The organism is Massilia phyllosphaerae (genome assembly GCF_034659755.1).
Lineage (GTDB): Bacteria > Pseudomonadota > Gammaproteobacteria > Burkholderiales > Burkholderiaceae_D > Telluria > Telluria phyllosphaerae.
Genome location: NZ_JAXSQX010000003.1, coordinates 442,385 through 462,008 on the forward strand (window position 1 = coordinate 442,385; position 19,624 = coordinate 462,008).

General features: G+C 66.8%; 19 protein-coding genes and 1 tRNA gene. 4 read left to right on the top strand and 16 right to left on the bottom strand.

Annotated elements, in window-relative coordinates:
• Nucleotides 1-9: 9 nt before the first annotated feature.
• Both U1H99_RS14595 and U1H99_RS14600 read right to left on the bottom strand, forming a co-directional pair.
• Nucleotides 10-1,572, bottom strand: a complete 1,563-nt coding sequence (locus U1H99_RS14595; RefSeq protein WP_323142449.1) for a formate dehydrogenase beta subunit — start codon at nucleotides 1,570-1,572, stop codon at nucleotides 10-12.
• Complete coding sequence (locus U1H99_RS14600; protein ID WP_323142450.1) at nucleotides 1,569-2,069, bottom strand: formate dehydrogenase subunit gamma; 501 nt, start codon at nucleotides 2,067-2,069, stop codon at nucleotides 1,569-1,571. The genes U1H99_RS14595 and U1H99_RS14600 overlap by 4 nt, the downstream gene beginning before the upstream one ends.
• 115 nt (nucleotides 2,070-2,184) lie before the next feature.
• Between U1H99_RS14600 and U1H99_RS14605 the strand changes: the two genes are divergently transcribed.
• Both U1H99_RS14605 and U1H99_RS14610 read left to right on the top strand, forming a co-directional pair.
• Nucleotides 2,185-3,240: a substrate-binding domain-containing protein gene (locus tag U1H99_RS14605; protein WP_323142675.1), complete on the top strand. Its 1,056-nt coding sequence runs from the start codon at nucleotides 2,185-2,187 to the stop codon at nucleotides 3,238-3,240.
• A gap of 229 nt (nucleotides 3,241-3,469) precedes the next feature.
• Complete coding sequence (locus U1H99_RS14610) at nucleotides 3,470-5,461, top strand: helicase-related protein (RefSeq protein ID WP_323142451.1); 1,992 nt, start codon at nucleotides 3,470-3,472, stop codon at nucleotides 5,459-5,461.
• A gap of 190 nt (nucleotides 5,462-5,651) precedes the next feature.
• On the opposite strand, the gene U1H99_RS14615 is transcribed toward U1H99_RS14610, so the two are convergent.
• From U1H99_RS14615 to U1H99_RS14650, 8 genes are all read right to left on the bottom strand, one after another.
• Complete coding sequence (locus U1H99_RS14615; protein WP_323142452.1) at nucleotides 5,652-6,353, bottom strand: MgtC/SapB family protein; 702 nt, start codon at nucleotides 6,351-6,353, stop codon at nucleotides 5,652-5,654.
• 98 nt (nucleotides 6,354-6,451) lie between these two features.
• Nucleotides 6,452-6,667: a hypothetical protein gene (locus U1H99_RS14620; RefSeq protein WP_323142453.1), complete on the bottom strand. Its 216-nt coding sequence runs from the start codon at nucleotides 6,665-6,667 to the stop codon at nucleotides 6,452-6,454.
• 94 nt (nucleotides 6,668-6,761) lie between these two features.
• On the bottom strand, nucleotides 6,762-7,397 hold the full coding sequence (locus tag U1H99_RS14625) for a hypothetical protein (protein ID WP_323142454.1): 636 nt from the start codon (nucleotides 7,395-7,397) through the stop codon (nucleotides 6,762-6,764).
• Between the two features lie 88 nt (nucleotides 7,398-7,485).
• Nucleotides 7,486-8,004 carry a peroxiredoxin family protein gene (locus tag U1H99_RS14630; RefSeq protein WP_323142455.1) on the bottom strand — a complete coding sequence of 173 codons (519 nt, stop codon included), beginning with the start codon at nucleotides 8,002-8,004 and terminating at the stop codon, nucleotides 7,486-7,488.
• 71 nt (nucleotides 8,005-8,075) lie between these two features.
• The gene (locus U1H99_RS14635; protein WP_323142456.1) at nucleotides 8,076-8,720 is read right to left on the bottom strand and encodes a BON domain-containing protein; all 645 of its coding nucleotides are present in this window, start codon (nucleotides 8,718-8,720) and stop codon (nucleotides 8,076-8,078) included.
• Nucleotides 8,710-9,306 carry a phosphoheptose isomerase gene (locus U1H99_RS14640; RefSeq protein WP_323142457.1) on the bottom strand — a complete coding sequence of 199 codons (597 nt, stop codon included), beginning with the start codon at nucleotides 9,304-9,306 and terminating at the stop codon, nucleotides 8,710-8,712. Before U1H99_RS14640 ends, U1H99_RS14635 begins: the two co-directional genes overlap by 11 nt.
• Before the next feature lie 100 nt (nucleotides 9,307-9,406).
• Entirely contained in the window at nucleotides 9,407-9,766 is a 360-nt protein-coding gene (locus U1H99_RS14645) for a YraN family protein (RefSeq protein WP_323142458.1), read from the bottom strand.
• Between the two features lies 1 nt (nucleotide 9,767).
• Nucleotides 9,768-11,108 carry a penicillin-binding protein activator gene (locus U1H99_RS14650; RefSeq protein WP_323142459.1) on the bottom strand — a complete coding sequence of 447 codons (1,341 nt, stop codon included), beginning with the start codon at nucleotides 11,106-11,108 and terminating at the stop codon, nucleotides 9,768-9,770.
• A gap of 11 nt (nucleotides 11,109-11,119) precedes the next feature.
• Here U1H99_RS14650 and rsmI point away from each other — a divergent pair, with 11 nt between their 5' ends.
• Both rsmI and U1H99_RS14660 read left to right on the top strand, forming a co-directional pair.
• Nucleotides 11,120-12,025: a 16S rRNA (cytidine(1402)-2'-O)-methyltransferase gene (gene rsmI / locus U1H99_RS14655; RefSeq protein WP_323142460.1), complete on the top strand. Its 906-nt coding sequence runs from the start codon at nucleotides 11,120-11,122 to the stop codon at nucleotides 12,023-12,025.
• Between the two features lie 167 nt (nucleotides 12,026-12,192).
• Nucleotides 12,193-12,269 (top strand) — tRNA-Pro (locus tag U1H99_RS14660).
• A gap of 199 nt (nucleotides 12,270-12,468) precedes the next feature.
• Here U1H99_RS14660 and U1H99_RS14665 read toward each other — a convergent pair.
• The 6 genes from U1H99_RS14665 to bioF form a co-directional block, all read right to left on the bottom strand.
• Entirely contained in the window at nucleotides 12,469-13,377 is a 909-nt protein-coding gene (locus tag U1H99_RS14665) for a hydroxymethylglutaryl-CoA lyase (protein ID WP_323142461.1), read from the bottom strand.
• Between the two features lie 4 nt (nucleotides 13,378-13,381).
• Complete coding sequence (locus tag U1H99_RS14670; protein WP_323142462.1) at nucleotides 13,382-14,311, bottom strand: 2-hydroxyacid dehydrogenase; 930 nt, start codon at nucleotides 14,309-14,311, stop codon at nucleotides 13,382-13,384.
• 44 nt (nucleotides 14,312-14,355) lie between these two features.
• Nucleotides 14,356-16,395 (bottom strand): acetyl-CoA carboxylase biotin carboxylase subunit, encoded by a 2,040-nt coding sequence (locus U1H99_RS14675; protein WP_323142463.1) that lies wholly within the window; start codon nucleotides 16,393-16,395, stop codon nucleotides 14,356-14,358.
• A 146-nt stretch (nucleotides 16,396-16,541) separates the two neighbouring features.
• Complete coding sequence (gene bioB, locus U1H99_RS14680) at nucleotides 16,542-17,570, bottom strand: biotin synthase BioB (RefSeq protein WP_323142464.1); 1,029 nt, start codon at nucleotides 17,568-17,570, stop codon at nucleotides 16,542-16,544.
• 28 nt (nucleotides 17,571-17,598) lie between these two features.
• Nucleotides 17,599-18,426, bottom strand: coding sequence for a dethiobiotin synthase (gene bioD, locus U1H99_RS14685; protein ID WP_323142465.1), 828 nt, complete (start codon nucleotides 18,424-18,426; stop codon nucleotides 17,599-17,601).
• On the bottom strand, nucleotides 18,423-19,622 hold the full coding sequence (gene bioF / locus U1H99_RS14690; protein ID WP_323142466.1) for an 8-amino-7-oxononanoate synthase: 1,200 nt from the start codon (nucleotides 19,620-19,622) through the stop codon (nucleotides 18,423-18,425). Before bioF ends, bioD begins: the two co-directional genes overlap by 4 nt.
• Nucleotides 19,623-19,624: the final 2 nt, after the last annotated feature.

Here is a 19,624-nt window from a genome sequence, read left to right on the forward strand (position 1 = left end):
CTTGTTCTCCTAGGCGGCGCGCTCATTGGTGCTGGGCTGGCCGAAGTCTTGCGGGAAGTGATTCAGTGCCGACAGCACGGGGTAGGGCGTCATGCCGCCCATCGCGCACAGCGAGCCGTACAGCATGGTGTCGCACAGGTCGCGCAGCAGCACCACCTGCTGCGCCGGTTGCGTGCCGGCGCGGATCTTGTCGATCACCTCGACGCCGCGGGTGGAGCCGATGCGGCAGGGCGTGCACTTGCCGCACGATTCCACCGCACAGAATTCCATCGCATAGCGCGCCAGCTTCGCCATGTCGGCGCTGTCGTCATGGACCACGATGCCGCCGTGGCCCAGCACCGCCCACAGCGAAGCAAAGGCTTCGTAGTCGAGCGGCGTGTCCCACTGCGATTCCGGCAGGTAGGCGCCGAGCGGCCCGCCGACCTGCACCGCCTTGATCGGGCGGCCGGATGCGCTGCCGCCGCCGTACTCGTACAGGATCTCGCGCAGCGTGACGCCGAAGGCGAGTTCGATCAGGCCGCCATGCTTGATGTTCCCGGCCAGCTGGATCGGCAGCGTCCCGCGCGAGCGCCCCATGCCGTAGTCCTGGTAGTACTGGGCGCCCTTGTCGAGGATGATCGGCACGGTGGCCAGCGACAGCACGTTGTTGATCACGGTCGGCTTGCCGAACAGGCCGGCCAGCGCCGGCAGCGGCGGTTTTGCGCGCACGATGCCGCGCTTGCCCTCCAGGCTTTCCAACAGCGCGGTCTCTTCGCCGCAGATGTAGGCGCCGGCGCCTTTTCTCACTTCGAGCTCGAAGCTGCGGCCACTGCAGAGCAGGCTGCGCCCCAGGTAGCCGCGCTGCGTCGCGGTCGCGATCGCCGCTTCCAGCTGCCGGATCGAGTGCGGGTATTCGCTGCGCACGTAGATGTAGCCGCGCGTGGCGCCGACGGCGATGCCGGCGATGGTCATCCCTTCGATCAGCACGTAAGGGTCGCTTTCCATCACGATGCGGTCGGCGAAGGTGCCGGAATCGCCCTCGTCGGCGTTGCAGACGATGTATTTTTCAAGGCCCGGTGCCTTCAGCACGGTGTTCCACTTGATCCCGGTGAGGAAGGCCGCGCCGCCGCGTCCGCGCAGGCCGGAGGCCGTCACGGCGGCGACGATTTCTTCCGGCGTCTTCAGGAGCGCATTGCGCAGCCCGCGGTAGCCGCCGTGGGCTTCGTAGTCGTCGAGCGAGAGCGGATCGGTGATGCCGGCGCGGGCGAAGGTCAAGCGCTGCTGGCGCGCCAGGTAGGGGATCTGTTCGACCAGGCCGAGCGCGAGCGCATGGCTGCCGTCGAACCCGGCGTGGAAGCCGGCATCGAACAGGCCGGCGACGTCGGCGGCATCGACCGGACCGAAGCCGATGCGGCCGTCAGGCGTGTCGACTTCGACCAGCGGCTCCAGCCACAGTAGGCCGCGGGTGCCGTTGCGGACGATCTCGATGTCGAGTCCGCGGCGGGCGGCTTCGGCGGCGATCCTGGCGGCTACCGCATCGGCGCCGACGGCCAGCGCGGCCGAATCGCAGGGAACATAGATGCGCGTGCTCATACGGCCTCCGCGGTCTGGGGATGCGTCACATCGGCGAGCACGGCATCGAAGCGCGCCGGCGTCACGCGGGCGAACACCTGGTCGTCGACCGTCATGGCGGGCGCGCTGGCGCACAGGCCCAGGCAATAGACGGGTTCGAGCGCGAAGCCGCCATCCGCGCTGCGGCCGTGCAGGCCGCAACCGAGCGCCTGCTGCGCATGCGCCAGCAGCCGGTCGCCGCCCATGCTCTGGCAGGCTTCGGCGCGGCACAGCTTGACCACGCAGCCGGCCGGCGCCGCGCTGCGAAAGTCGTGATAAAAGGTGATCACGCCATGCACTTCGGCGCGCGACAGGTTGAAATGCTGCGCGATCGGCTGGACCAGGTGGGGCGGGACGTAGCCGAGGCGGTCCTGCAGCGCGTGCAGCAGGGGCAGCAGCTGGTCCTGGCGCGTACCGAGGCGTGCGCACAGGTCGTCGAGGATGGCGTCCGGGGCGGGCGCGCTGGGCTGGATATGCATGGCGTCTCCGTGTTGGCCCGCTTATGTTCGCTGCTGCATATGCGGGACCGGTTTTGATGTTATAAATCCAGCCTAGCACCCGCAAAATTCTGAATCAATAGGAAATAATTTGCATATGCTGAAGGTCGAGATACGCCCTGACTGGATCCTGCGCGATGCGCGCGGCACCCCCACCGCCTTGCCGGCGCTGCTGTCGCTGCTGACGGCGGTGAGCCAGAGCGGCAGCATCAGCAAGGCGGCCACGGCCTGCGGCATGTCCTACCGCCACGCCTGGGGTTTGCTGGAGCAGTTCGGCGACCAGTTCGGCGCCCAGCTGGCGCACAAGGTGAGAGGGCAGGGCACGCTGCTGTCGCCGCTGGCGGAAAAGCTGATCTGGGCCGACCGCCGCATTAGCGCGCGCTTGAGCCCGCTGCTCGACAGCCTGGCGTCCGAACTGCAGCAGGAACTGGCGCGCGTGCTGGCGCTCGAAGCGCAGGTGCTGCGCCTGACCGCATCGCACGGCTTCGCGGTGGCGGCGCTGGTCGGGCAGCTGGGCGGGCAGGGCGTCGCGGTGGACATCAAATACCGCAGCAGCACCGAAGCCGTGGCGGCGCTGGCGCACGGCGAATGCGACCTGGCCGGCTTCCACCTCCCGATGGGCAAGTTCGAAGCGGCCGCCGCCGCGGCGCACCGGCAATGGCTGGACCCGGCGCGCCACGCCTTCCTGCACCTCGCCTATCGCCAGCAGGGCCTGTTCGTCGCGAAGGGCAACCCGAAAGGTATCGGCGGACTGGACGACCTGGTGCGGCCGGACATCCGCTTTGTCAACCGCCAGCACGGCTCCGGCACGCGCGTGCTGCTGGAGCTGCTGCTGGCCGACCGCGCGCTCGATACCGCCCGCATCGCCGGCTTCGACAGTGCCGAATTCACGCACGCGGCGGTGGCGGCTTTCGTGGCCAGCGGCATGGCCGATGTCAGCTTCGGCGTCGAGACCGCGGCGCGCCGCTTCGACCTCGATTTCATCCCGATCTGCCGCGAACGCTACTTCCTGGCATGCGACCGTGCCGCACTCGATACGCCGCCGCTGCAGGCTGCGCGCGACGCCATGGCAAGCGCCGCCTTCCGCCAGGTACTGGACGGCTTGCCGGGCTACGACGGCACTGCCTCCGGTGCCCTGGAAACCCTGTTCTAAAGCGCATTGCTTCATGGTGGCGCTGCTGCATGGACGTGACGGAAAGGTGTCGGGGATCGCCGCGGTGGTGCGCGACGACACCGCGCTGGAACGACGAGCGCGCCTTGAAGGCGCGCGTGCGCGAGCTGGAGACGGCGCTGCGCTGAGGTTTTGTGTACGGGCGGATATGCGTGCCGGGCAGGACGCGTATCCGCTAATATGCTGCCAACAAGTTATCACTGGCAGCCTCATGAACCAAAACCGCAACAATCACGATCCAGATTCCGACAGCCAACTCGGCGACGACGACGCCTTCCTCGAACACGACCTGAAACTGGCCGCGCGTGGCGCCGAGCTGGTCAAGCTCGAAGGCCGCGTGTTCCTGCGTTTTTCGGGCGCGGTGCGGGTCGACGGCCTGCACGTCGAATACCGCCTGGTGCCGGCGCGCGGCGTGCTGGCCAAGCCGAGCAAATGGCGCAAGATGGACCTCGCCGCGCGCCGTGAACTGATCGAGGAACGCGCCACGCGCGACGCCATGGATGACCTCAACCAGGAAGTCGAGGAATTCGTGCGCGACGTCGCCGACCGGTGCGAGGAAGCCGGCTTCGATCCGATGCTGTTCCTGCACGTGCTGGAAGAGCTGGAGACGTCCGAGCCGGCCGAATACGTGTTCGGCCGCATCCAGCAGCGCCTCGAGCACGCCGTCGAGCGCGACCAGGAAGAACGCCACGCCGCGCGCACCAAGGAAAGCATCAACCTGGCCGAATACCCGGCCTCGTTCGAGACCGCGCGCAAGATGGCGCGCCGCTTCATCGCGCTGCTGGGGCCGACCAATTCCGGCAAAACCCACAAGGCGATGGAGGCGCTGGCGCAAGCCGACAGCGGGGTCTACCTGGCGCCGCTGCGCCTGCTGGCGCTGGAAAACTACGAGCGCCTGCAGAACGTGGTGCGCGAGGACGGCGCGCCGCTGGCGGTCAGCCTGATCACTGGCGAAGAACGGCGCCTGGCCGAGAACGCGACCCACGTCGCCAGCACCGTCGAGATGCTGGACACCAAAACCCCGGTACAGGTGGCGGTGATCGACGAAATCCAGATGCTGGCCGACCGCGACCGCGGCGCCGCCTGGACCGCCGCCGTGTGCGGCGCACCGGCCTCCATCGTCTACCTGGTCGGGGCGCCGGAAGCGAGACGGGCGATCGAGGCGCTGGCCGAGCGCCTGGAATGTCCGCTCGAAGTGCACGTGCTGAAACGCAAGGCGCCGCTGTCGATGGAGCTTTTGGCCGTCCGTAAAATCCGCAACCTGCGGCGCGGCGATGCGGTGATTGCCTTCTCGCGCCGCAACGTGCTGATGTGGCGCGACATGATCACCGAGATGGGACTGTCGGTGGCGACCGTGTACGGCAACCTGTCGCCGGAAGTGCGGCGTGCCCAGGCCGAGCGTTTCCGCGAAGGGCAGGCCGACATCGTGGTCGGCACCGATGCCATTGCCATGGGCCTGAACATGCCGATCCAGCGCATCGTGATGACGACCGCGGTCAAGTACAACGGCTACGAAGAGGAAGAGATTTCGGCGGCGCTGGCCAAGCAGATCGCCGGCCGTGCCGGGCGCTACGGCGTACATGAAGAGGGCTTCGTTGCCGGCTACGACGACGACACCCACGAGATCATGCGCTCGCTGATGAAGGAAAAGATCCCGCCGGTCAAGGCCAGCGGCTTTGCGGTGGCACCGTCGATCGAGCAATTGCACCGGATCTCGTCGGTGACCGGCGAAACGGCGCTGGTGAAACTATTAAAACGCTTCGTCCACAACATCGACGTGCCGGACGGCTTTTTTTATCCACGCATTACGGAAGAGCAGAACGAGCGCGCCGAATGGCTCGACACGCTGGACCTGAGCGTGGCCGAGAAATTCACGCTGTCGTTAGTGCCGATCTCGACCAGGGTACCGGCGCTGGAAACCGCCTGGACCCACTGGGCGCAATCGCTGGCCCGTAAAAAGGTGTGCAAGCTGCAGGTACAGGAGCAGGAATTGTTCTGGCAGAACCTGCAGGAAGTCGAGGACACTTGCCGCATGTATTCGGCCTACGCCTGGCTTGCGTACCGGATGCCGGAATACTTTCCCAGCCTCGAGCTGGCGCAGCAGCTGGCGCGCGAGGCGTCTGAGCGGGTCGATGCGCTGTTGCAGCAGCAGAATGCGGCGGCGCGCAAGCGGCAGTCGAAGAAGGAGAAGGGGCGCTGGTAATCCGCTCATTGAGAGCGGCCGCAGGTAGTGGCACGTCGTTCCCGCGCAGGCGGGAATCCATACCGAGTCTCAGAATTCGGTCAACTGGAAGCCACTCGAATGCTTCAGATATACGGACTTCGACAGCTCAGTATGGGTCCCCGCCTGCGCGGGGACGACGTTCATGGGCTAACACGGCAGTCTCTCCACCTCATCTTGTAGTACGTCGATCCGGCCGCCCCTTCACCTCCAGCTTGAGCACCCCGGGAATCCGCCGCAGCTTGTCCGCCAAATCCCGGAACTCGTTTTCCGACATGCGCGAAAACGCGATCAGTACCTCGTCGTTGCTGGCCGCTTCTTCGCTGTGCTGGACGATGAAGGTGCTGATGCGCGCAGTCACCGGGCCGATTTCCCGTTCCAGCACGTGCAGCGTGAGGCGCCCCCGTTCGGCGCCGATCAGCACCTCGCGGCGCTGGCGCGACGAAAAATACCAGCGTTCCAGTGGCTTGATGCCGGCCAGGATGATCAGGATGATGACGGTGGCCGCCACCGCGGCAACGTAGAGCCCGCCACCGGCGGCGAGGCCGACCGCCGCTACCGACCACAAACTGGCGGCCGTGGTCAGGCCGCGCACGATTTCGCCGCGCAGCAGGATCGAACCGGCGCCTAGGAAACCGATGCCGGAGACGACCTGGGCCGCCACGCGCGACGGGTCGAGCGACACGTGCTCGTGCGCCAGCGCATCCATGAAGCCAAAGGCGGAGACGATCATGAACAGGCAGGCGCCGACGCACACAAGCATATGGGTACGCAGGCCGGCCGCCCACGACAGGCGTTCGCGTTCGAAGCCGATGGCGCCGCCGAGCAGGGCCGCCAGGCCGAGGCGGGCGATGAGTTCAAGGTTGGAGAGCAAAGCGACTTCCAGGTGTTGGTTGTCGGTTCATCCTATCACGCAGGAAACAATACCCTAAACGCAATATCAGCATGAAGGTAGTGCGCTTCGGTATGCAGTCAGGCCGGCTTACGTCCCTGCACGACCTTGCCGACCGCTTCCAGCCATGCGTTCCACAGGGCCGGGTCCGCCGGGCGGCCATCGGCGCCGAGCCGGTATTCGCTGACCAGGTCGGCCAGGTCGCTGGATTCAGTCAGTTCCACTTCCCGCTGCAGGAAAGCCAGCATGGCCTGGTAAGCCTGCGCCGCCGTGATGCCGTCGTTTTGCTGGTCCATCGCCGCCTCCAGGCCTGATCGATCGGGATCGACAGTGTAACGCCGGCATGGCATGCAGCGTGCCCGGCTCGGCGCCCCCGCCTAGTCGCCCCGACTAGGGGAGGCAGCTGGACGCGATGCCCGTGCCGCCGAGGCCGGCAAGCGGAATGTCCGATGGCGGATAACCATTGCCCAGCACCATGGTCTGGCCGCCGTCATAGCGCAGAGTCAATTCATCGCCGGAATAGTCGGGCAAGCCGCGCGGTATATAGATGGCGAAGCGGTAATCCAGTCCGCCATAAAAGCCGTGCCGGAAGACCTGGCTCGACGGGCCTTCCTGGATTTCCATGGCGATGGCCTGGGCGATGGCCGGGGTGTCGGTACGGGTATTCAGGTCGGTCGTGTTGTCGAGACGCAGGGTCCAGGGCCGCAGCGGTCCGAAGTGTTGTTTGCCGTAGCGCACACGGAAACGGTCGACGTCGAAATAGAAGCTGGGAACATACGCGCCGCTCGCATCCACGCTGCACAGCAGGAATACTGCCCAGAAGCCCTGCGATTCCAGCGGCAGCACGGCGTCCACCGGACTGCTGCGTTGCACCAGCGTCAAGGGGCTGGAGAAATCGATGCGGTGGACGTTGGCGACGTGCTGGTAGTGCAGGACGACGGTGTGACGCAGACCGCGATCGACGCTGGTGCAGCCCGCCGCCAGCAGGCAGGCGAGTGCAGGGGCATACCTGATCAGCTTGCGCATGGATAGTCTCCTTGGCCGCGCCAGCGTGGAACAGCGTCAGCGGGCGCGTCAAGCTTGGAGCAATCGGCCGGGGCGTCTTTGCGCGCGCTCAGGCTTGCGTGTGCAGCGACTTTTCCAGCAGCGCGTGCAGCGAGGCGAAATCGGGTTCGCCCAGGTAGCGCTTGAGGATCTTGCCATCCTTGCCGATGACGAAGGTGGTCGGCGTCATCGAGACGTCGCCGAACTGCTTTGCCAGGTCGCCGCCCGCGTCGAGCGCGACCTTGAACGGCAGCCGGCGCGTGGCCGCATAGTTCAGCACGTAGTCGGGGCGGTCGTAGCTCATTGCCACGGCAACGAATTCCAGGCCTTGCCCCTTGTACTTGTTGTAGGTCTCGACCATCTGCGGCATTTCCTTCACGCAGGTGGTGCAGGACGTGGCCCAGAAATTGATCATCACGACCTTGCCGCGCAAGTCTTGCGAGCTGATCTTCTGGCCATCGATACCGATGAAGGTGACGTCGGGCGCCTGCTGCTGGCTGAAGACGGCGACATAGGCGCCGCCGGCAAGCGCCAGCACGGCCGCGCCGATGGCGGCCGGCTTGATCCAGGAACGCGTGGAAGCAGTCATGGTCTCATCTCATCCATATGGGGGGACGAACCATTATAGTCCGCCCCCTCATCTTTGTACCGGACCGGCTGTTACTGGGCCTGCGCCTGCTGCGGCTGGAGCGAGCGCAGGTCTTCTTCGCTGATGTATTCGAAGATCTTGGTCACGCGCATGACGCCGGCCACGCCCTGTGCCACCTGGGCCGCGATATTGCCTTCGCGCTGGGTCACCAGGCCCATCAGGTACACGTTGCCGCGTTCGGTCACGACCTTGAACGAGGTGGCCTTGATGGTGTTCTTGTCAGCCAGGCTGAGCTTGACCTTGCTGGTGATCAGCGCATCGCTGGAGCGCGAGGTATAGCTCGACGGGCCGGCGATTTCCAGTTCGTTGCTCACGGTATCGACGTTGGCGATGCTGCGCACCTCGTTCTCGACCGCGCGCTTCATCGCTTCGTCGCGCACCTCGCCGGTCAGCAGCACCTTGCGGTTGTAGCTGTTGACGTTGACGTGGCCGGCGTCGCCGACGATGCCCGGCAGGCGGGTGTCCGCCTTGACGGCGATCGCCTTGTCTTCGGTCTGCGCGCCCAGCGAGCGGCGGTCGACGGTGGCAAACGCGCCACCCACGGCAGCGCCCGCCACGACCGCGATGCAGCCTTGCAGCGAAGACAGCAGGGCGACGCACAGCACGGCCTTGGACAGGGGACGCAGCAGGTGGAGGGCGGCGGGTTTAACTTGCATCTTCTTCTCCGAACAGGGCGACGTCGAGACCGTCGCAGATACTGTGGATCGCCACCAGGTGCACTTCCTGGATGCGGGCGGTACGTGAATGCTGCACGTTGATGTGGACGTCGGCTTCGGTCAGCAGCTGACCCAGCTTGCCGCCATCCTTGCCGGTCAGGGCGACGACGCGCATTTCGCGCTCGAGCGCGGCTTCGGCCGCGGCCAGCACGTTGCCGGAGTTACCGGAGGTCGAGATCGCCAGCAGGATGTCGCCGGACTGGCCGAGCGCCTGCACCTGCTTGCTGAAGATCTCGTTGAAACTGTAGTCGTTGCCGACCGCCGTGATGATCGAGGTGTCGGTGCTGAGCGAGATCGCCGGCAGCGGGAAACGCTCGCGCTCGAAGCGGCCGACCAGTTCGGCGGCGAAGTGCTGGGCATCGCCGGCCGAGCCGCCGTTGCCGCAGGCAAGGATCTTGTTGCCATTCGAAAGTGCGTTGAACATCAGTTCGATGGCTTCGGAAATGGGTTGTGCCAGCAGCGCGCCCGACTTCAGTTTGAGGTCGGCGCTTTCCTGGAAGTGAGCGAGGATGCGTTGAGTATTCATGGTCGAAGATTATAGTGCAGTGGCAACGGCAGACGATCAAGTGCTGCAAAAAATGCTTACACTTGAAAAGGTGGCAAGCCTGCCAGTAAAGGCGGTCCGGTCAGCCCTCGATGGCATTTTTGAGCCATTCGATGCGGCCGCCGTCGATCGCGATCACGTCGATGCGGCAGGGTGGCGTACGGGGGCAGCGCTGCAGGTAGACCTGGGCGGCGCGCACGATGCGGCGGATCTTGGCGGGGCCGATGCTGGCAGCGGCCCCGACCTGGGCCCCGGCGGCGCGCTGGCGCACCTCGACGAAGACCAGGGTGCTGCCTTCGCGCATGATCAAATCGATCTCGCCGAGTTTACACCGGAAATTCGCTTCGATCAGCACCAAACCGTGACGCTGAAGATACAGCTGCGCCGTATTTTCCCACTGCCGACCCTGTTCCTGCTTCTGCGACAGGCGGGTCGGCCACATGTCAGGGTCCCGGCTCGACCGGCGTGAAGTTGCCGTCGCGATAGACCGCAGCCGCTTCGCGCCGGGTCAGGCCGGCGTTGGCGCCGAAGGTCAGCCGGCCGGTGACGCCGTCGATGCTCGACGCTGCCGCGGGGGCCGCCGCCTGCTGCGCGGCGAGCTGGCGTGCGACCAGGAAGGCGTCGATGCCGAGCGCGTACAGGCGCTGCATGTAGAGTGGGGTTTCCGGATCGGCCTGGCGCGGGTAGACCATCACCGCCGGGTGGTCCGGCAGCACCAGCCAGGGCAGGTCGACCACGTGGATGCCGTCCAGCTCGGTGGCGCCGAGACCGGGCGTGCGGCCGGGATTGATCGAGGCGCCGCCGTACACGGGCAGCGTGGCACCGACGAAGGTGCGGACCTGGCGCAATTCGGCCACGTCGACGGCGGCGAACAGCAGCTCGGGCGGATCGACTTCCAGGCGTGCCTTGAGGTCTTGCAGCAAGGCCGGGTCGACCCGGCCGTCGCTCGAGGGCAGGGCGAAGCGCTGGCCGGTATGGCCGAGTTCGCTCCAACGGGCTTCGAAGGCACCGGCGGCGCGCTGGGCCCAGGCCGGGCTGCCGGTCAGGATCAAGACACGTCCGTGCGGATGCTCGCGCGCCGCCCATTCGGCGGCCTGGCGCGCCTCGTCCTCGATCGACAGGCCGGCGACCAGCATGCGCGGCGGCAGCGTGCCGCGCACTTCGGGGTGGTTCAGGGCGACAGTCGGCTTGTCGACCTTGCCGCTGGCGATCAGCGCGCCGACCGCCGGCCGCGACAGCGGGCCGACGATGATGTCGTGCGCGGCGCCGGCGCGGGTGTAGGTGGCCAGCGCCTCGTCGGCATTGTCGCTGGTGGGCACGACGTCGACCTGGATGCCGGCGCCGTCGCGCTCGGCCGCGGCCATGAAGCCGGCGCGCACCGCTTCGGCGGCAGCGCCCAGGCTCGGGGAAGTCAGCGGCAGCAGCAGGGCGACGCGCGCCGTGCCGGTGGCCGGACTGGCGGCGGGACTGGCGGCAGGATTGGAGAGACCAGGCGCGCCGGCATCCTGGCCGGGCAGGTAGATCGGTGCGGTGCGGACCGGATCCACGGGTTCGAGCGCCGGTGCAGGAGCAGGTGCCGCTGTGGGCGCCTGTGGCGCCAGCACGGCGGACGCGCGCGGATGCAGGCTTGTGTTTGCGTTGCCGGACGCGCACAATTCCTCCGGCTCGAGGCATACCGTGCTGCAGCCCGACAGCAGCAGGCCAGCGAACAAGCAAGCGAACCATGCGCGCACCGGGCCGGATTTACCGTCCCTGCGCCAGGCCTTGAGACTTTTTATCAGCATCCGATCTCCAAATGACAGAAACCCAGTCCACCCAGATTGCCAACTTGCCCGTACTGGGCGAAGCCGCCCAGCAGTCCTATCCTACCGCAACGCTGTACGTGGTGGCCACACCCATCGGTAACGTCACCGACATTACCCTGCGCGCGCTGCACGTGCTGCTGCTGGCCGACGTGGTGGCCTGCGAAGACACGCGCAAGACCGGCGCCCTGCTCACGCGCTTCGGTTTAAATAAGCACATGGTCGCGGCGCACCAGCACAACGAACGCGAAGCGGCCGAGAAGCTGATCGCGCGCCTGCACGCGGGCGAACGCGTGGCGCTGGTGTCGGACGCCGGCACGCCGGCCGTGTCCGACCCGGGCGCGCGCGTCGTCGACGCCGTGCGCGCGGCCGGCCTGAACGTGGTGCCGGTGCCGGGTGCGTCGGCGGCGATCACGGCGCTGTCCGCCAGCGGCCTGGTGAACGACCGCTTCCATTTTGTCGGCTTCCTGCCGGCCAAGGCCAAGCAGCGCGAATCGGAACTGAGTACGCTCAAGTCGATGGCGGCGACGCTCGTGATCTATGAGGCACCGCATCGCATCGTCGACTGTGTCGAGGCATTGGCGGCGGTGTTCGAGTCGGAACGGCAGGTGGTGTTTGCGCGCGAACTGTCGAAGCTGTTCGAAGAGATCCACCGCTGCACGATCGGCGAGGCGCTGGCCTGGGTCAAGGCCGACGCCAACCGCGAGCGCGGCGAATTCGTGGTGCTGGTCGAGGGCGCGACGCAGGACACCGATGCCGGCGATGCCGAGGCCGAGCGCATCCTCAACATCCTGCTGGCCGAGTGCTCGGTGAAGCAGGCGGCCAGCCTGGCGGCGCAGATCACGGGCAAGAAAAAGAACGCGCTGTACGAACGGGCCCTGCAGATCAAGGGCGAGTAGGCGCCGTTTGCGGCGGCGGCAGGGGTTCCGGCGCGGGGGCGGCGTTCCTTGTAGCGGCGCCACGGATGTGCCGGAAAACCGCATTCACACCGCATTTTTACCGCATTTGCATATTTATCGGCACTTCCCTTGACCGAAACTGCTTCGAAGGTTATGATGACTGTCTTCGGAGTGTAGCGCAGCCCGGTAGCGCATCTGGTTTGGGACCAGAGGGTCCAAGGTTCGAATCCTTGTACTCCGACCAGTATTCAGCAGTAAGCATGAAAAAAGCCGACGAGAAATCGTCGGCTTTTTTCATTTCTGTGGCGTCAAACTTCACAGTTACGGTGCGTAATGTCGGTAGGGTGGACGGCTCCACCGTCCACGCGTTCAAGCGACGGTGGAATGATCAGTAACGGCTACACAAACGCCGCATGAACGCGTGGACGGGAAACCCGTCCACCCTACCCGCCGCGCTTGGCCAACAGCGCGTTGCCAACCCGGCTCGCGCCCTTGCGCCCGAGCTGCTGCGAAATGAAGGCCCCCGCATCCACCACCTGGTCGAGGTCGAGCCCGGTCTCGATCCCGAGGCCGTTCAGCATGTAGATCACGTCCTCCGTCGCCACGTTGCCGGTCGCGCCTTTCGCATACGGGCAGCCGCCCAGGCCCGACACCGACGAGTGGAAGATCGCCACGCCGGCTTCCAGGCTGGCATAGATGTTCGCCAGCGCCTGGCCGTAGGTATCGTGGAAGTGGCCGGCGATGCGTGCCAGGTCGAAGGCATGCGCCGCGGTCTCCATCACGGCCTGCGTCTTGCGCGGCGTCGAGACGCCGATGGTATCGGCGATGTCGATCTCGTCGCAGCCCAGGTCGCGCATGCGGCCAACCACGTCGGCCACCGCCTCCAGCGGCACCTCGCCCTGGTAGGGGCAGCCGAACGAACAGCTGATGCTGCCGCGCAGGCGCAGGCCGTTGTCCTTTGCCGCCCGCGCCACCGGTTCGAAACGGGCGATCGATTCCGCGATCGAGCAATTGATGTTCTTTTGCGAAAAGGCTTCCGAGGCCGAGCCGAAGATCACGACTTCATCGGCGTGCGCCGCGAGGGCCGCCTCGAAGCCCTGCATGTTCGGCGTCAGCGCCGAATACAGCGTGCCCGGACGGCGTGCGATGCCGGCCATGACCTCGCTGCTGGTCGCCATCTGCGGCACCCATTTCGGCGAGACGAAGGAAGCCGCCTCGATGTTGGGAAAGCCCGCGCGTGAAAGGCGGTCGACCAGTTCGATCTTGACGGCCGCCGATACCGCTTCCTTTTCGTTCTGCAGCCCGTCGCGCGGGCCGACTTCGACGATCTTGACGTAGCCTGGCAAATTCATGATGTCAGTATCCTTTCTGAAGGTCGACCACGTCGGCGACGGTCTCGCCCTGTTCGAGCAGCTTGATCTTGGCCGCGATCTGGCGCACGGCTTCCTCGCGCAGCGTGAGGGCGGAAATGTGCGGCGTGATCGTGATGCGCGGCTCGCTCCAGAACGGATGCGGCGCCGGCAGCGGTTCGTTGCGGAACACGTCCAGCGTGGCACCGGCGATGTGGCCGGCGCGGATTAGCGACAGCAGGTCCGGTTCGGCTACCAGGGCGCCGCGCGCGACGTTGATCAGGTAGGCGCCTTCGGGCAGTCGCGACAGGCGCGCGCGGTCGAGCAGGTTACCCGTCTCCGGCGTCAGCGGCAGCATGCAGACCAGCACCCGGGTGCCGGCCAGGAAGGCGTCCAGCTGGTCCATGCCGGCATAGCAGGCGACGCCGGGCAAGTCCTTCGGCGTGCGGCTCCAGCCGCGTACCGGAAAGCCGAGCTGGCGCAGCGTGCGCACCACCGGCGCGCCGAGCTTGCCGAGTCCCAGCACGCCGACCGTGAAAGTCTTCTTGTCCTGCAGCGCCAGCGGGCGCCACAACCCCTCGCGCGCCTGCCGTTCGTAATCGTCGAAACGGCGGAAGTAGCGCAGCACCGCATGCGCGACGTAATCCGCCATCTGCTCGGCCATGCCGGCGTCGCCCAGGCGGACGATCGGCACCGGCGGCAGCGCGTTGCCGAATTTCAGCAGGGCGTCGACACCGGCGCCCATCAGGAAAATCGCTTTCACATTCCAGAGCTGGTCGAGCAGGGCGGGCGTCGGTGCCCACAGCACGGCGTAGTCACACGGCGCGGCGCGTTCCCCTTCCTGCCAGACCACGGTCTCCGCATGCGGCAGCTCGGCGGCGAAGTCACGGGCCCACGCCTCGATGACCCCGTCGCCCCGATACAGCAAGATGCGCATGGTTGTTGTCCCCTAATTATTTATATTATTTACTGCGTTGTGCATCAAGCTGCCGCCTTGAAGGCCAGCAGCGGTGCACCGTCGGCCACCTGGTCGCCGACCTGGTACAGGATTTCCTCGACCAGGCCGTCGCTCGGCGCCGCGATCGTGTGTTCCATCTTCATGGCTTCCATGATCACCAGCGGCTCGCCCTTCTTGACCTGCTGGCCGCCGCTGGCGATCACCGCCACCACCTTGCCCGGCATCGGCGCGGTCAGGCGTCCGCCCGCGGCTTCGTGCTCGCCGGCATGGGCCAGCGGATCTTCCCACGTCAGCACATGGTGCTGGCCGCCGCTGAACACGTGCACCAGCTCGCCCTCGCGCCGCACCGTGCCTTGCACCGCATGGCCGTCCAGGCGCAGCGCATGGCGGCTGCTGCTCCGCGCCACCGGCGCCAGCGCATGCTTATTGCCGTCAAGGTCGAGCGTCCAGCCTTTTGGATGATACGTCACGCCCAGTGCATAGGCTTTGCTGCCGAGCGAGGCCGCCGCATACTCGTCCGTGAACGACAATTGACGGCGATAGGTACCGTTCATGCGCCAGCCGTGCGTATGCGTCCACGGATCGGCCGGCTGGCCGCTTCCGGCTTGCCCTTGCTCATCCGTAAGCAGGGCGGCGGCGGCCAGTGCCAGCACGCCGACCGGAGCCGGGCCGGCAGCCGGGAACAGCGTCGCACTGTTGCGCTCGATCAAACCGGTGTCGAGGTCGGCCGTCGCAAATGCCTGGCCCTCGACCAGGCGTTTCAGGAAGGCGATGTTGGTGGCCAGGCCGACGATGTGGAATTCGGCCAGCGCCTGCGCCATGCGCGCCAGCGCCTGCGCGCGGTCGGCGCCCCAGACGATCAGCTTGGCGATCATGGGGTCGTAGAACGGAGAAATCGCATCGTTTTCGCGCACGCCGGAATCGATGCGCACGGCGGCAGGCAGCCCCACCGTGCCGCCCAGCTCGAAGGCGACGTGCGCCGGCGTGGCCATGTAGTGCAGGGTGCCGATCGACGGCAAGAAACCCTTCTCGGGATTCTCGGCATACACGCGCGCTTCGATCGCATGGCCGTGGATCGCCAGCTCGTGCTGCTGCTTCGGCAGCGGCTGGCCGGCAGCCACGCGCAGCTGCCATTCGACCAGGTCGGTGCCGGTGATCATCTCGGTCACCGGATGCTCGACCTGCAGGCGCGTGTTCATCTCCATGAAATAGAACGAACCGTCCTGGTTGGCGATGAATTCGACGGTGCCGGCGCCGACGTAGCCGACCGCGCGCGCGGCCGCCACCGCGGCCTCGCCCATCGCGGCGCGGCGCTCAGGCGGCATGCCGGGGGCCGGCGCTTCTTCCAGCACCTTCTGGTGGCGGCGCTGCACCGAGCAGTCGCGTTCGTGCAGGTAGACGCAGTTGCCGTGGGTGTCGGCGAACACCTGGATCTCGATGTGGCGCGGGCGCTGCAGGTATTTTTCGACCAGCACCTTGTCGTCGCCGAACGAGCTGATCGCTTCGCGCTTGCACGAGGCCAGCGCCGCTTGGAAATCGTCGGAACGTTCCACCACACGCATGCCCTTGCCGCCGCCGCCGGCGCTGGCCTTGAGCAGTACCGGATAGCCGATGCGGTCGGCCTCGCGCTGCAGCAGGGCCGGGTCCTGGTCGTCGCCGTGGTAGCCCGGCACCAGCGGCACCTTGGCACCTTCCATCAGCTGCTTGGCGGCCGATTTGGAACCCATCGCCCGCATCGAGCTGCCCGGCGGGCCAATGAACACCAGGCCGGCGGCGGCGCAGGCTTCCGCGAATTCGGCGTTCTCCGAAAGGAAGCCGTAGCCCGGATGGATCGCCTGCGCGCCATGGGCCTTGGCCACCTCGATGATCCTGTCGCCGCGCAGGTAGCTGTCCTTGGCGGCCGCGGGGCCGATCAGGACGGCTTCGTCGCAGACGGCGACGTGCTTGGCGCCGGCGTCGGCTTCCGAATAGACGGCAACGGTACGGATGCCCAGCCGGCGCGCGGTGGCCGCGACCCGGCAGGCGATTTCGCCACGGTTGGCGATCAGGATCTTGGTGAACATGTGGTGTCTCGTTTATCTATTTATATTTAGTTACGTCGCCCCTGCGGAGGCAGGGGCCCAAGTTTGCAACTGAGCCACGAACTTGGGTCCCTGCCTTCGCAGGGACGACGGTTCTACGTGCGCGGCTCTAATGTATCTAACTTCAATCAGCAGCCGCAACGCTCCTTCGGCGCCGACTCCAGCGTCGCCGAACGCGTCTTGAGGCCCAGCTTTTCCAGCAGCGCGCGGTCCTCGTCCGCTTCCGGGTTCTCGGTGGTCAGGAGCTTGTCGCCATAGAAGATCGAGTTGGCGCCGGCCATGAAGCACATCGCCTGTACCGCTTCGCCCAGCTGGCGCCGGCCGGCCGACAGGCGTACGCGCGCCTTGGGCATGGTGATGCGTGCCACCGCGATGGTGCGCACGAATTCGATCGGGTCCAGCGGCGGCAGGCCGTGCAGCGGCGTGCCCTCGACCTGGACCAGGTGGTTGACCGGCACCGATTCCGGATACGGGTTCATGTTGGCCAACTGGGCGATCAGGCCGGCGCGCTGGGCACGGGTCTCGCCCATGCCGACGATGCCGCCGCAGCAGACTTTCAAGCCGGCGTCGCGCACGCGGCCGAGCGTGTCCAGGCGGTCGTGGTACTCGCGGGTCGAGATGACGTCGCCGTAGAAGTCGGGGGCGGTGTCGATGTTGTGGTTGTAGTAATCGAGGCCGGCCTGTTTCAGCTGCTCGGCCTGGCCCTCTTCCAGCATGCCCAGCGTGGCGCAGGTTTCCATGCCCAGCGCTTTCACGCCACGCACCATCGCTTCGACCTTTTCCATGTCGCGCTCTTTCGGGCTGCGCCAGGCGGCGCCCATGCAGAAGCGGGTCGCGCCCTTGGCCTTGGCTTCGCTGGCGGCAGCCAGCACGACGTCGAGGTCGAGGATTTTTTTCGCTTCGACGCCGGTGTCGTAGCGCGCCGCCTGCGGACAGTAGCCGCAGTCTTCTTCGCAGCCGCCGGTCTTGATCGACAGCAGCGTGGCCAGTTCGACGTCGCCGTCGGGGAAGTTGGCGCGGTGGGCTTGGCTGGCGCGGAACATCAGTTCCGGCATCGGCAGGTCGAACAGGGCCAGCACGTCGGGCAGCGGCCAGGTGGCGTCCTTGGGCAGGGTAACCGGTGCGACCGGCGGATGGAGGTTGATGACTTGCGACATAAAAGTTCCTTGTTTTGGCGTTGCTTGTTCAGGCACGCGTGGCCGGCCATCCCGGCAGGCCCGCGAGTTCGATGAATGCGGCTGCTCCCGCAGCCGAAGGGTTGTCCAGGCGCGGCACGCGTCCCAGCAGGGGTGCGGGCATGCGTTGTTCCAGCGCGCTGATGTTCTCGTCGACGAAGCGCATGTCGGGGTCGACCAGGTTGGCGACCCAGCCGCCCAGCACCAGGCCGCGCGAGATGATCGCTTCGGCGGTGAGCAGGGCGTGACTGATGCAGCCCAGGCGCATGCCGACCACCATGATGACCGGCAGGTTCAGCTGCACCGCCAGGCCGGCGCTGTCGAAATCGTCGGAAAAGGGCACGCAGAAGCCGCCCACGCCTTCGACCACGGTGGCGTCGGACGCGCCCAGGATTTCGGCATAGGCGGTCAGGATCGTCACCGGCTCGATGGTCACGCCTTCCAGCGCGGCCGCGATGTGCGGTGCGCACGGCTCGCGCAGCATGAAGGGCGTGGTGATGCGCTGCGGCAGGTTGACGTTGCCGGCGGCGCGCAGCATGGCGGCGTCCTCGTTGTGCAGCTCGCCGTCGCGCTCGTCGGCACCGGCGGCGATCGGCTTCATGCCGCAGGCGCGCACGCCCGTCTGCACCAGTTTATGCAGGATGGCGCTGGAGATCAGCGTCTTGCCGATCTCGGTGTCGGTGCCGGTGACGAAGCAGGCGAAGCGGGTCGGCACGCCTTCCACCGCCAGCGCGGCCGGCACGGCGGCAGGCACGGCAGCGGCGGTGGTGACGGCCGGTTCGGCGAGGCCTGTTTCCTGCGCGGGTGCGCCCGGTTGTTCGGGATCGTTGAGCATCATGCGGATGTCCTTTCCAGTTCCAGCTCCAGGTTGTTGAGGGCAGCGGCAAGCTGCGCGACATCTTGACGGGTGTGCGCCGCGGACAAGGTCACGCGCAGGCGCGCCGTGCCCGGCGCCACGGTCGGCGGACGGATCGCCGGCACCCACAGCCCCTGCTCGTGCAGGCGCGCGGCCACGCGCAGGGCGTCGTCGTTGGCGCCGATGACGATCGGCTGGATCGCGGTGGGCGAGGGCGGGCGCTGCCAGCGCGCCAGGTGCAATGCGCTGTCCAGTTGCGCGATCAGGCTGCTCAAATGCGCACGCCGTTCGCGGCCTTCGGCGCCTTCGATGATGTCCAGGCTGGCCAGCAGCGCATGGGCCAGCGCCGGCGGCGCCGCCGTCGTGTAGATATAAGGGCGGGCGCGCTGCACCAGCAGTTCGATCACCGACCGGTGCGCCGCCACGAAGGCGCCGCCGACGCCGGCCGCCTTGCCCAGCGTGCCGACATAGACCAGGTTGGTCGAACGCAGGTCGAAATGCTCGAGCGCGCCGCGGCCATTCTGTCCCAGCACGCCGAAGCCATGCGCATCGTCGACCACCAGCCAGGCGCCATGGCGCTCGCACAGGGCCAGCAGTGCCGGCAGCGGGGCCAGGTCGCCGTCCATGCTGAACACGCTGTCGGTGACGACGATCTTGGTCGACGCCGGGCTGTCGATCAGCTTTGCTTCGAGTGCGGCGACGTCGCCGTGTGGATAGACCGTCACGCCGGCGCGGGCCAGGCGCGCACCGTCGATCAGCGAGGCGTGGTTCAGCGCCTCCGAAAAGATCATCGCATCGGCATCAAGCCCAAGCGCGGTGAGGGTGGCCAGATTGGCCATGTAGCCGGTGCAGAAGTACAGCGCCCCGGCTTCCACCAGGTGCGGCGCCTCGAAGGCGGCCAGGCGCTCTTCCAGCAGCGCGTGCGCGCGGCTGTGGCCGGACACCAGGTGCGAGGCGCCGCTGCCGGCGCCGTACAGCGCGGCCCCTTCGCGCAGCGCCGCCACCACCTGCGGATGCGCGGCCAGGCCCAGGTAATCGTTGCTGCAAAAAGCCAGCATCGGGCGGCCGTCGACGCTCTGGCGCGGCGCGCACGGGGTGTCGGCGGTGCGCCGTTGTCGAATCAGGCTTTGCGCGGCCAGCGCATCCAGCCTGGTTTGCACGTGTGCGATCAAGTCCATGC

Excerpts from the sequence above, each read along its gene's own strand:
- U1H99_RS14600 (WP_323142450.1), bottom strand. The coding sequence starts at position 2,069 with ATGCATATCCAGCCCAGCGCGCCCGCCCCGGACGCCATCCTCGACGAC.
- U1H99_RS14595 (WP_323142449.1), bottom strand. The coding sequence starts at position 1,572 with ATGAGCACGCGCATCTATGTTCCCTGCGATTCGGCCGCGCTGGCCGTC.
- bioF (WP_323142466.1), bottom strand. The coding sequence starts at position 19,622 with ATGGACTTGATCGCACACGTGCAAACCAGGCTGGATGCGCTGGCCGCG.
- U1H99_RS14635 (WP_323142456.1), bottom strand. The coding sequence starts at position 8,720 with ATGCAAGTTAAACCCGCCGCCCTCCACCTGCTGCGTCCCCTGTCCAAG.
- U1H99_RS14625 (WP_323142454.1), bottom strand. The coding sequence starts at position 7,397 with ATGCGCAAGCTGATCAGGTATGCCCCTGCACTCGCCTGCCTGCTGGCG.
- U1H99_RS14640 (WP_323142457.1), bottom strand. The coding sequence starts at position 9,306 with ATGAATACTCAACGCATCCTCGCTCACTTCCAGGAAAGCGCCGACCTC.
- U1H99_RS14620 (WP_323142453.1), bottom strand. The coding sequence starts at position 6,667 with ATGGACCAGCAAAACGACGGCATCACGGCGGCGCAGGCTTACCAGGCC.
- U1H99_RS14630 (WP_323142455.1), bottom strand. The coding sequence starts at position 8,004 with ATGACTGCTTCCACGCGTTCCTGGATCAAGCCGGCCGCCATCGGCGCG.
- U1H99_RS14670 (WP_323142462.1), bottom strand. The coding sequence starts at position 14,311 with ATGCGCATCTTGCTGTATCGGGGCGACGGGGTCATCGAGGCGTGGGCC.
- rsmI (WP_323142460.1), top strand. The coding sequence starts at position 11,120 with ATGACAGAAACCCAGTCCACCCAGATTGCCAACTTGCCCGTACTGGGC.
- U1H99_RS14605 (WP_323142675.1), top strand. The coding sequence starts at position 2,185 with ATGCTGAAGGTCGAGATACGCCCTGACTGGATCCTGCGCGATGCGCGC.
- U1H99_RS14610 (WP_323142451.1), top strand. The coding sequence starts at position 3,470 with ATGAACCAAAACCGCAACAATCACGATCCAGATTCCGACAGCCAACTC.
- U1H99_RS14645 (WP_323142458.1), bottom strand. The coding sequence starts at position 9,766 with ATGTGGCCGACCCGCCTGTCGCAGAAGCAGGAACAGGGTCGGCAGTGG.
- U1H99_RS14675 (WP_323142463.1), bottom strand. The coding sequence starts at position 16,395 with ATGTTCACCAAGATCCTGATCGCCAACCGTGGCGAAATCGCCTGCCGG.
- U1H99_RS14665 (WP_323142461.1), bottom strand. The coding sequence starts at position 13,377 with ATGAATTTGCCAGGCTACGTCAAGATCGTCGAAGTCGGCCCGCGCGAC.
- bioD (WP_323142465.1), bottom strand. The coding sequence starts at position 18,426 with ATGATGCTCAACGATCCCGAACAACCGGGCGCACCCGCGCAGGAAACA.
- bioB (WP_323142464.1), bottom strand. The coding sequence starts at position 17,570 with ATGTCGCAAGTCATCAACCTCCATCCGCCGGTCGCACCGGTTACCCTG.
- U1H99_RS14650 (WP_323142459.1), bottom strand. The coding sequence starts at position 11,108 with ATGCTGATAAAAAGTCTCAAGGCCTGGCGCAGGGACGGTAAATCCGGC.